10 protein-coding genes are annotated in these 7,597 nt (G+C 63.1%); 7 read left to right on the top strand and 3 right to left on the bottom strand.

What is annotated here, in order from left to right; all coding sequences use genetic code 11:
* Positions 1 to 200: 200 nt before the first annotated feature.
* Positions 201 to 947 carry a 2,3-diphosphoglycerate-dependent phosphoglycerate mutase gene (gene gpmA / locus VL598_RS01335; RefSeq protein ID WP_325324900.1) on the bottom strand — a complete coding sequence of 249 codons (747 nt, stop codon included), beginning with the start codon at positions 945 to 947 and terminating at the stop codon, positions 201 to 203.
* 169 nt (positions 948 to 1,116) lie between these two features.
* Between gpmA and VL598_RS01330 the strand changes: the two genes are divergently transcribed.
* The 5 genes from VL598_RS01330 to VL598_RS01310 all read left to right on the top strand — a co-directional run bounded on the left by VL598_RS01330 (position 1,117) and on the right by VL598_RS01310 (position 4,137).
* Positions 1,117 to 1,527, top strand: a complete 411-nt coding sequence (locus VL598_RS01330) for a rhodanese-like domain-containing protein (protein ID WP_325324899.1) — start codon at positions 1,117 to 1,119, stop codon at positions 1,525 to 1,527.
* Between the two features lie 13 nt (positions 1,528 to 1,540).
* The gene (grxC, locus tag VL598_RS01325; protein WP_325324898.1) at positions 1,541 to 1,804 is read left to right on the top strand and encodes a glutaredoxin 3; all 264 of its coding nucleotides are present in this window, start codon (positions 1,541 to 1,543) and stop codon (positions 1,802 to 1,804) included.
* Between the two features lie 166 nt (positions 1,805 to 1,970).
* Entirely contained in the window at positions 1,971 to 2,441 is a 471-nt protein-coding gene (gene secB, locus VL598_RS01320; RefSeq protein ID WP_325324897.1) for a protein-export chaperone SecB, read from the top strand.
* A 21-nt stretch (positions 2,442 to 2,462) separates the two neighbouring features.
* Entirely contained in the window at positions 2,463 to 3,476 is a 1,014-nt protein-coding gene (locus tag VL598_RS01315) for an NAD(P)H-dependent glycerol-3-phosphate dehydrogenase (RefSeq protein ID WP_325324896.1), read from the top strand.
* Positions 3,477 to 3,579: 103 nt separating this feature from the next.
* On the top strand, positions 3,580 to 4,137 hold the full coding sequence (locus tag VL598_RS01310; protein WP_325324895.1) for an O-acetyl-ADP-ribose deacetylase: 558 nt from the start codon (positions 3,580 to 3,582) through the stop codon (positions 4,135 to 4,137).
* Here the strand turns inward: VL598_RS01310 and trmL are convergent.
* Complete coding sequence (gene trmL, locus VL598_RS01305; RefSeq protein WP_325324894.1) at positions 4,110 to 4,580, bottom strand: tRNA (uridine(34)/cytosine(34)/5-carboxymethylaminomethyluridine(34)-2'-O)-methyltransferase TrmL; 471 nt, start codon at positions 4,578 to 4,580, stop codon at positions 4,110 to 4,112. The two genes, VL598_RS01310 and trmL, sit on opposite strands and share 28 nt — an antisense overlap.
* 18 nt (positions 4,581 to 4,598) lie before the next feature.
* Entirely contained in the window at positions 4,599 to 5,453 is an 855-nt protein-coding gene (locus VL598_RS01300; protein WP_325324893.1) for a ComF family protein, read from the bottom strand.
* A gap of 303 nt (positions 5,454 to 5,756) precedes the next feature.
* On the opposite strand from VL598_RS01300, the gene VL598_RS01295 reads away from it, so the two are divergent.
* Both VL598_RS01295 and VL598_RS01290 read left to right on the top strand, forming a co-directional pair.
* Positions 5,757 to 6,743 (top strand): methyltransferase domain-containing protein, encoded by a 987-nt coding sequence (locus VL598_RS01295; RefSeq protein WP_325324892.1) that lies wholly within the window; start codon positions 5,757 to 5,759, stop codon positions 6,741 to 6,743.
* A 366-nt stretch (positions 6,744 to 7,109) separates the two neighbouring features.
* The gene (locus tag VL598_RS01290) at positions 7,110 to 7,586 is read left to right on the top strand and encodes a DUF2244 domain-containing protein (RefSeq protein WP_325324891.1); all 477 of its coding nucleotides are present in this window, start codon (positions 7,110 to 7,112) and stop codon (positions 7,584 to 7,586) included.
* Positions 7,587 to 7,597 lie beyond the last annotated feature (11 nt).

The following is a 7,597-nucleotide window of genomic DNA, read 5'->3' as shown; positions in this document are numbered from 1 at the left end:
TGAGTTTCGTGCGCATAAAGTAGAGTGCGGTCGGGAAACAGCGAAATCGCCGATGGCGAAGGACGGTCAAGTATAACTGGTATAACCGGCCGGGTTGCCGGGTGGCGCACGTTCGACAACCGGAGCTGGCTGCGGTTCGCACGGCTTGCAAGAATCGGCGGCCGCCCGCAGCACACGGGGCGGCCGCCAATTTGTGCCGTTCAGCCCGCCTTCCCCTGCTTGGCCATGGCAGCCTGGGCGCTGGCGACTGTTTTCGGGTCGCTCAGGTAGTAGTGACGGATCGGCTTCGCGTTCTCGTCCAGTTCGTAGACGATCGGTACGGCGTTAGGAAGGCTGAGATTGACGATGTCATCGTCGGAAATTTGATCGATGTGCTTGATGAGTGCCCGCAATGAGTTGCCATGCGCGGTGATCACCGCTTGCTTGCCCGACTTGATGGCGGGCAGGATCGATTCGTTCCAAAGGGGCAGCACGCGTGTCACCGTGTCCTTCAGCGACTCGGTGAGAGGCAAGGCCTCGCGCGGCACCTTCACATACCGTGGATCGCCATAGGGCGCGCGTGCATCGTCGGGCGACAGCGCAGGCGGCGCGATGTCGTAGCTGCGGCGCCAGATGAAAACCTGATCCTCGCCGTACTTGGCAGCCGTCTCGGACTTGTTGAGTCCGGCGAGCGCGCCGTAATGGCGCTCGTTGAGGCGCCAGGAGTGAACGGTAGGGATGTACATGAGGTCCATCTGGTCCTGTACATGCCAAAGGGTGCGGATGGAGCGCCGGAGCACTGACGTATAGGCGATGTCGAAGGTATAGCCGGCTTCCTTCAGGAGGCGGCCGGCTAGCTCGGCTTCGCGTACGCCTTGCTCCGTGAGGTCGACGTCGACCCAGCCAGTGAATCGGTTGTCTTTGTTCCACGTCGATTCGCCGTGGCGGATAAGGACGAGTTTGTACATGAGTGTGTCGGTCGGTAGTAAGGAAGCGGCTGACGCGAAGCGGGCTGCTTTGCCTCGGCCTGGGCGGCAAACTGGAATCTCGGCACACGCCGCCACTCGCGTCGAAGGCGGATATTTTATAATGGCGGGATTGTCCTTTTCGGAATTCTTCCTTCCTGGCGGATCATTCGTGACGTTCTTTACTGAATACACTAACCTTGTGCTCCTCATCGCGCTCGTCGTTTCGGGCGGCTTGCTACTGTGGCCGAAGCTGAGCGGTACCGGCCGTGGCGGCCTCTCCGCCGCTGAAGCGACGCAGCTCATCAACCGGCGCAATGCCGTCGTCGTCGATCTTCGCCCTGCGGCCGAGTACGCCAATGGCCACTTGCCGGCGGCGCGTCATCTCGATTATCCCGAGCTCCAGGCAAAGATCGGTCAAGTCGCGAAGAACAAGGCCCATCCGGTGCTCCTTGTCTGCCAAAACGGTTTGCAGTCGAACAAAGCCTCGCGGATCATCCGCGAGGCGGGTTACAACGAAGTCCATGTTTTGCAAGGCGGCCTGAACGCCTGGCAACAAGCCGGCATGCCGGTCGTCAAGTAAAGGAGTGGTAAGCGTGAATTCCGTCGTCATGTACAGCACGCAGGTTTGTCCGTACTGCCAGATGGCTGAGCGTCTGTTGAAGTCGCGGGGCGTTGAGCATATCGAGAAGGTTTTCATCGACAAGGATCCCGCACGCCGCGAGGAAATGATGAAACTGACCGGGCGCCGTACGGTGCCGCAAGTTTTCATCGGCGAGACGCACGTCGGCGGTTACGATGACCTGTCCGCGCTCGACCGGGCCGGCGGTCTCATGCCCCTTTTGGAAGCTACAACCTGACGGCGTAAAGCCAGTCACCACATAGTCGCTTCTTCGCACGCCGTATCCAAGCCGGCGCGCGTCGGCCGTGGAGCGCGCCACCGTGCTCCCGGCCCCGTCTCATATTGAAGGCGGGCCTTTGCACGCATTTGGGCCGGCCACCACGAACTCATCCATCGGAGTCATTATGTCGGACCAGAACAATCAGCCGTTTTTCAACATTCAGCGTGTCTACCTGAAGGACCTGTCGCTCGAGCAGCCGAACTCGCCGGGGATCTTCCTGGAGCAGGAAATGCCTACGGTTGAAGTCGAGGTCGACGTCAAGGCCGAGCGTCTTGCGGAAAACATTTTCGAAGTGCTCGTCACGGGCACGGTGACGGCAAAAGTCGCGCAGAAAGTAGCCTTCCTCATTGAAGCGAAGCAAGCTGGCATCTTCGACATCCGCAACATTCCGGCCGAACAGGTGGATCCGCTCGTCGGCATTGCTTGCCCGACGATCATCTTCCCGTATCTGCGCTCGAACATTGCCGACGCCATTACGCGCGCCGGTTTCCCGCCGATTCATCTCGCCGAGATCAACTTCCAGGCGCTCTATGAGCAGCGTCTTGCGCAGATCAACGCGCAAAACGACGCTGCGCCGAACGGCACGCAGCACTAACGCACGCATGCGTTGACGGCCATGAAGGTAGCCGTTCTCGGCGCGGGCGCATGGGGTACCGCGCTCGCCGCGCATCTCGCTCAACGCCACGACGCGTTGCTGTGGGCGCGCGATCACGTGCTCGTGGACGAGCTTCGCGCCACCAAAGAGAATGCCCGTTATCTCACCGGCGCGGCGTTGCCCGACGCGTTGCGGTACGAGTCGGACCTCGCTTTGGCGCTGGCCCATTGTGCCGCTGACGATGCGCTTTGCGTTCTGGCGACGCCCGTCGCCGGCCTGCGTGCGCTTTGCCGTACCATGCGCGACGCAAGACAGGTTCCGGCGCATATCGTTTGGGTGTGCAAAGGCTTTGAAGCCGACACCCAGACGCTGCCGCATCAGGTCGTTGCGACCGAGCTGGCTGGACATGCGAGCAATGGCGTCTTGTCGGGGCCGAGTTTTGCCAAGGAAGTGGCGCTCGGCTTGCCCGTCGCTTTGACCGTTGCCAGCGCGTCGCCGGCGTGCCGCGACTTGACGCTCGCTGCGTTTCATCACGGCGCGATGCGTATCTATACGGGCGACGATGTTGTCGGCGTCGAGGTCGGCGGGGCGGTCAAGAACGTACTGGCCATCGCCACGGGTATTGCTGACGGCTTGGCACTCGGACTCAATGCACGCGCGGCCCTTGTGACGCGTGGGCTCGCCGAAATGTCGCGCTTGGGTGTCGCCCTCGGCGGGCAACCCGAGACGTTCACCGGGCTAACCGGCCTGGGCGATCTCATTCTTACTGCGACGGGCGATCTCTCCCGCAACCGTACCGTCGGACTTCAACTGGCCCAAGGGCGCACGCTCGACGATATCCTCGCTGCACTTGGTCATGTCGCCGAAGGTGTGCGCTGTGCGCACGCCGTGCTTGCGATCGCGCGAGCGCAGGGCGTCGACATGCCGATCACGCAGGCTGTTTGCTCCGTGCTGTTCGATGGGGTTGCGCCGCGCGATGCCGTGAATGCGCTACTGCGTCGCGACGCGAGAGCCGAATCGGCGTCGATCGGTTGACGTCATCCCATCTCTGCGCCCTCAGCCGGCGGCTGCCGCGCTGGGCGCGGGAGGTACGGGGATTGCGCGGGTACTCGCTGCCATGGCAATGGAGGGTGAGACCATGCTTACCATAAGCCAATGTGAGCTCGAAGCGCGCGTGGCGGACATCACAACGCTTGAGCTCGATGCCATCGTCAACGCCGCCAATACCTCGCTGCTCGGCGGCGGGGGCGTGGATGGCGCGATTCATCGTGCGGCCGGGCCTGGGTTGCTGCGCGAGTGCGAGAAGCTCAACGGGTGCGCGACGGGCGACGCCAAGATGACAGGTGGCCACTCTTTGCCGGCCAAGTATGTCATCCATGCAGTCGGCCCCGTCTGGCGCGGTGGCGGGCACGGCGAGCCCGAACTCCTCGCGTCGTGTTATCGCCGTGCCCTCGAGCTTGCGCACGAGGCCGGCTGCACCAGCATCGCCTTTCCCGCAATCAGCTGCGGCATCTATCGTTTTCCGGCCGAGGAGGCCGTGCGCATCGCGACGGGCACGGTCATCGAGAGCCTTTCGTCGTTGTCTGGATTCGAGCGGGTCGTCTTTGCCTGCTTCGACAAACCCATGCATGAGCGCTACGAAGCCGAGTTTCGACGCCGCCTGCCGGATCAGGCGCCGCCCTCGAAGCCGGCTTGACGCCAAGCCTCGAAAACGACGATGGCGACGGTGTTGGACAGATTGAGGCTGCGATTGCCGGGGCGCATGGGTAGGCGCACGCGGCGATCGTTCGAAAATTGCGCGAGCAGTGCCTCGGGCAGACCACGCGTCTCGGGGCCGAAGACAAACCAGTCGCCGGGGGCAAAAGCGTGGGCGTGGAAGGGGCTCGAGCCGCGCGTCGTGAACGCGAACATTCGTGCGGGATCGGGCGCTTCGCTTGCAAGCAAGGCCTCCCAGCTGGCATGCACGCGCATTTGCGCGTACTCGTGATAGTCGAGTCCGGCCCGGCGCATTTTGGCGTCGTCGAGCGGAAATCCGAGCGGCTCCACCAAGTGCAGCCGGGCGCCGGTATTGGCGCAAAGCCGGATGACGTTGCCGGTATTCGGCGGAATCTCCGGCTCGACGAGAACAACGTTGAACATAGCTTCCAGAAGTTCCAATCAGTCTTTGGGGGTACGCAGCGCGACGAAGTTCGTTACCTCTCTCGCGCCGGCTGTCTTCAGCGCTCTCGCGGCCGCCTCCAGTGTGGCGCCGGACGTCATCACGTCGTCGACGAGCGCGACATGTGCCCCGTGCACGCACCGCGTGACACCGAACGCTGCTTCGACGTTGCGCCGCCGGCTATCGAGATCGAGGCGCGATTGCGGCGCTGTATCTGCGAGGCGCCTGAGCAATGTCGCCTCCGCGGGCACCGCCATCATCCGCGCGAGCGGCTTTGCGATTTCCCACGCCTGGTTGAAGCCGCGCTCGACCAGGCGTGTGTGTGCGAGCGGCACTGGCGCGACGATGTCGGGCCACTCTTCGGGCGTAAGGCTGTTGACGGCCGCGCGTGCAAGCCCCTCGGCAAATTCCCGCGCTACGACGAGCCGAGCGCGGAATTTCAAGCCGAGCGCGAGACGTTCCAGTGGTGCGCGATAGTCGGCGAGCGCAAGCGTCCTGTCAAACGGAGGCCGCACGCGGTGGCAATCGCCGCACACATAGCGCTTCTCTGCGCGCCCGCCAGTCGCGCGCCATGAGAGCGGCAAAGCGCAGACGAGGCAGCGCAGTCGCGGCTCGTTCCAATAAGCCGCATCGCACCCGCGACAAATCGGTCGAGGCCGTCCACTGTCGCGAATATGCCCGTCATGCCCGTCAGCGCCAACGCACGATGCGCCGCAAAGAACGCAGATTTCGGGCAACGCGAGGCGGCCTAGCCACGCAAGCGCTCGCCGCCCAAACGCTCGTGCTTGATGCGCGTCAAGACCATGGCGCCTTGCTCGTCGGATCGCTGCCAACGGAGGGCGGGGCTGCCTCATTCGTTCCCGCCAGACAGCGAGCGGCTCAAGGTGAGCAGACATAGCGTCGCGCCGGCGCCGCCATCGGCCACATTTTCCCGTTTCCTGGAAACCACCATCGATTAATCCATTTGTAACCGGCCGCTCATGCAAAACGCAAAACAAGCAGCCGACGATATTGCCGCCGTACTGACAGGTGACGCTCGTGAACCGCTTGCGCCGCTGGATCAAAATTCCGCATAAGTCTGCAATGGTCTGCAGAATCCCCGCGAGCGCACGGGAGCGAGCGAGTATACTTCGGGCTCTGCGCCCGAACGACCGCCAATGTCTCCAATTCCTGCCCAATTCGGCCGTCCGGCCTATGATTCGCGGCTTGTGCGACGCATCTTCGATCGCCGCGCGGCGACTTTCAACGAGGTGGCGTTCCTGCCTCGCGAGATCTCGCAGCGCATGCGCGAGCGGCTTGAGTACATCAAAGTCGATCCGACGCGCGTCCTCGATGCCGGATGCGGCACGGGTGAGGACTTATCTGCGCTGCACACGCAGTTTCCCGAGGCGCTGGTGTTTGGCGCGGACGTGTCCTACCGGATGCTCGATCGCGCGCGGCCGTCGGCCGTCGACGACTCGGCTTGGCGGCGCCTTTTGCCTGCTGCGCTGCAGCGGGCGCTCGGCGCGCATGGTCCTCGCATCGCGCAATCGGATTTCTCCGCCTTGCCGTTCGCTTCCGGCGCTTTCGATTTTGTCTGGTCGAACCTCGCGCTGCACTGGCACCCCCGTCCCGATCTCGTCCTTTCCGAATGGCAGCGGGCGCTGAAGGTAGGCGGCCTGCTGATGTTCACGACGTTTGGCCCCGATACGCTGCGCGAGCTGCGTGGCGCTTATGCCGAGGTCGAAGCGGCAAACGGCGTCGGCACTCGAGCGCACGTCATCGATTTCGTGGACATGCACGATCTGGGCGATATGCTCGTCGAGAGCGGCTTTGAAATCCCGGTGATGGATCAGGAGACGTTGACCGTCACCTACCCATCGCCGCAATCGCTCATCGCCGACGTGCGTCGCTGGGGCGCCTATCCGTTCTTGCACGGTGAAGGCGGGGCGGGCGTACAGGGGGGCAGTTTCGGGGGGCGTCTGTCACGGAGGCTGTATCCCGCCTTGCTTCAGGCGCTGGAATCGCGCAGACGCGACGAAGGCACCATCCCGCTCACGTTTGAAATCGTTTACGGTCATGCCTGGAAGGCGGTGCCGCGCACGACCGCGGAAGGACACGGAATCGTCCGCGTGGAGGACATTGGGCGACGGCGCCCCGGTTGAGTGGAAAAACGGTGCGCGCGTCCTGGGATGTGCGTTGCCCAAAAGGCCAAAGCCAAAGGCAAAGGCCGGATCGCGCTTTCGGTTTGGCAGGACGAGCGCGGATTGGGCGCCGGACAATAACGAATGCAGGAGCTCTGCGGTCGGCCGCACCGATCCCCCAAATAGCGTCGGGAAAGTACGCAGGAACGGCGCAAACGCTTATCCGGCTTGGGTTGCGGGCCGGTTGGCCCTAGCTTGTAGATGCCATTGAAGGCGCCTATAATGCGTCAGTTTGTCGCTTCTGGAAACTCGACGATCCGGACCGAAAGGCGACGGCCCAGATGGCGCAGACGGCCAAGGGACGCAAGGTATGCGCGGGAGGTGGCGATGGAAGCGGTAACGCTGCTTACAGATGCACAGCCAGCACTTGGGGACTGGCTGATGAAGCGCAACTGCTCTGTGTCGCCGCGGCAGTTCGTAGGTTTCTATCTCTCGCTGGCGTTGTTCTCATCGGCAATCGCACTGTGGCTGGTAACGCGGGGCGCATGGCCGGTTGCGCCGTTCACCGGTGCCGAGTTGCTGGTGGTCGGCATTGCTTTTGTGATTCATGCACGTCATGCAGTCGATTACGAGCGCATTCGGCTTTATCCGAATCGGCTCGTCATTGAGCAAGTGAGCGCAGAAAGATTGACCCAGCTCGAGTTCAACCCGCGCTGGGTGCGGGTCGAGCCTGGCGTTTCGCCACGCGATCCCATCACGCTTGCCTTTCGCGGACAAACGGTCGCAGTCGGGCAGCATCTCGCCTGGTATCGGCGCGCGCAGTTCGCGAAGGAGTTGCGCGCGGCACTGCGGCGCTGCGATTGAGCGCAGCCGCT

Source organism: Trinickia sp. (assembly GCF_035492435.1).
GTDB lineage: Bacteria > Pseudomonadota > Gammaproteobacteria > Burkholderiales > Burkholderiaceae > Trinickia.
Note: the sequence above shows the minus strand (reverse complement) of the source record. Positions and strands in the feature narration are given on the sequence as shown.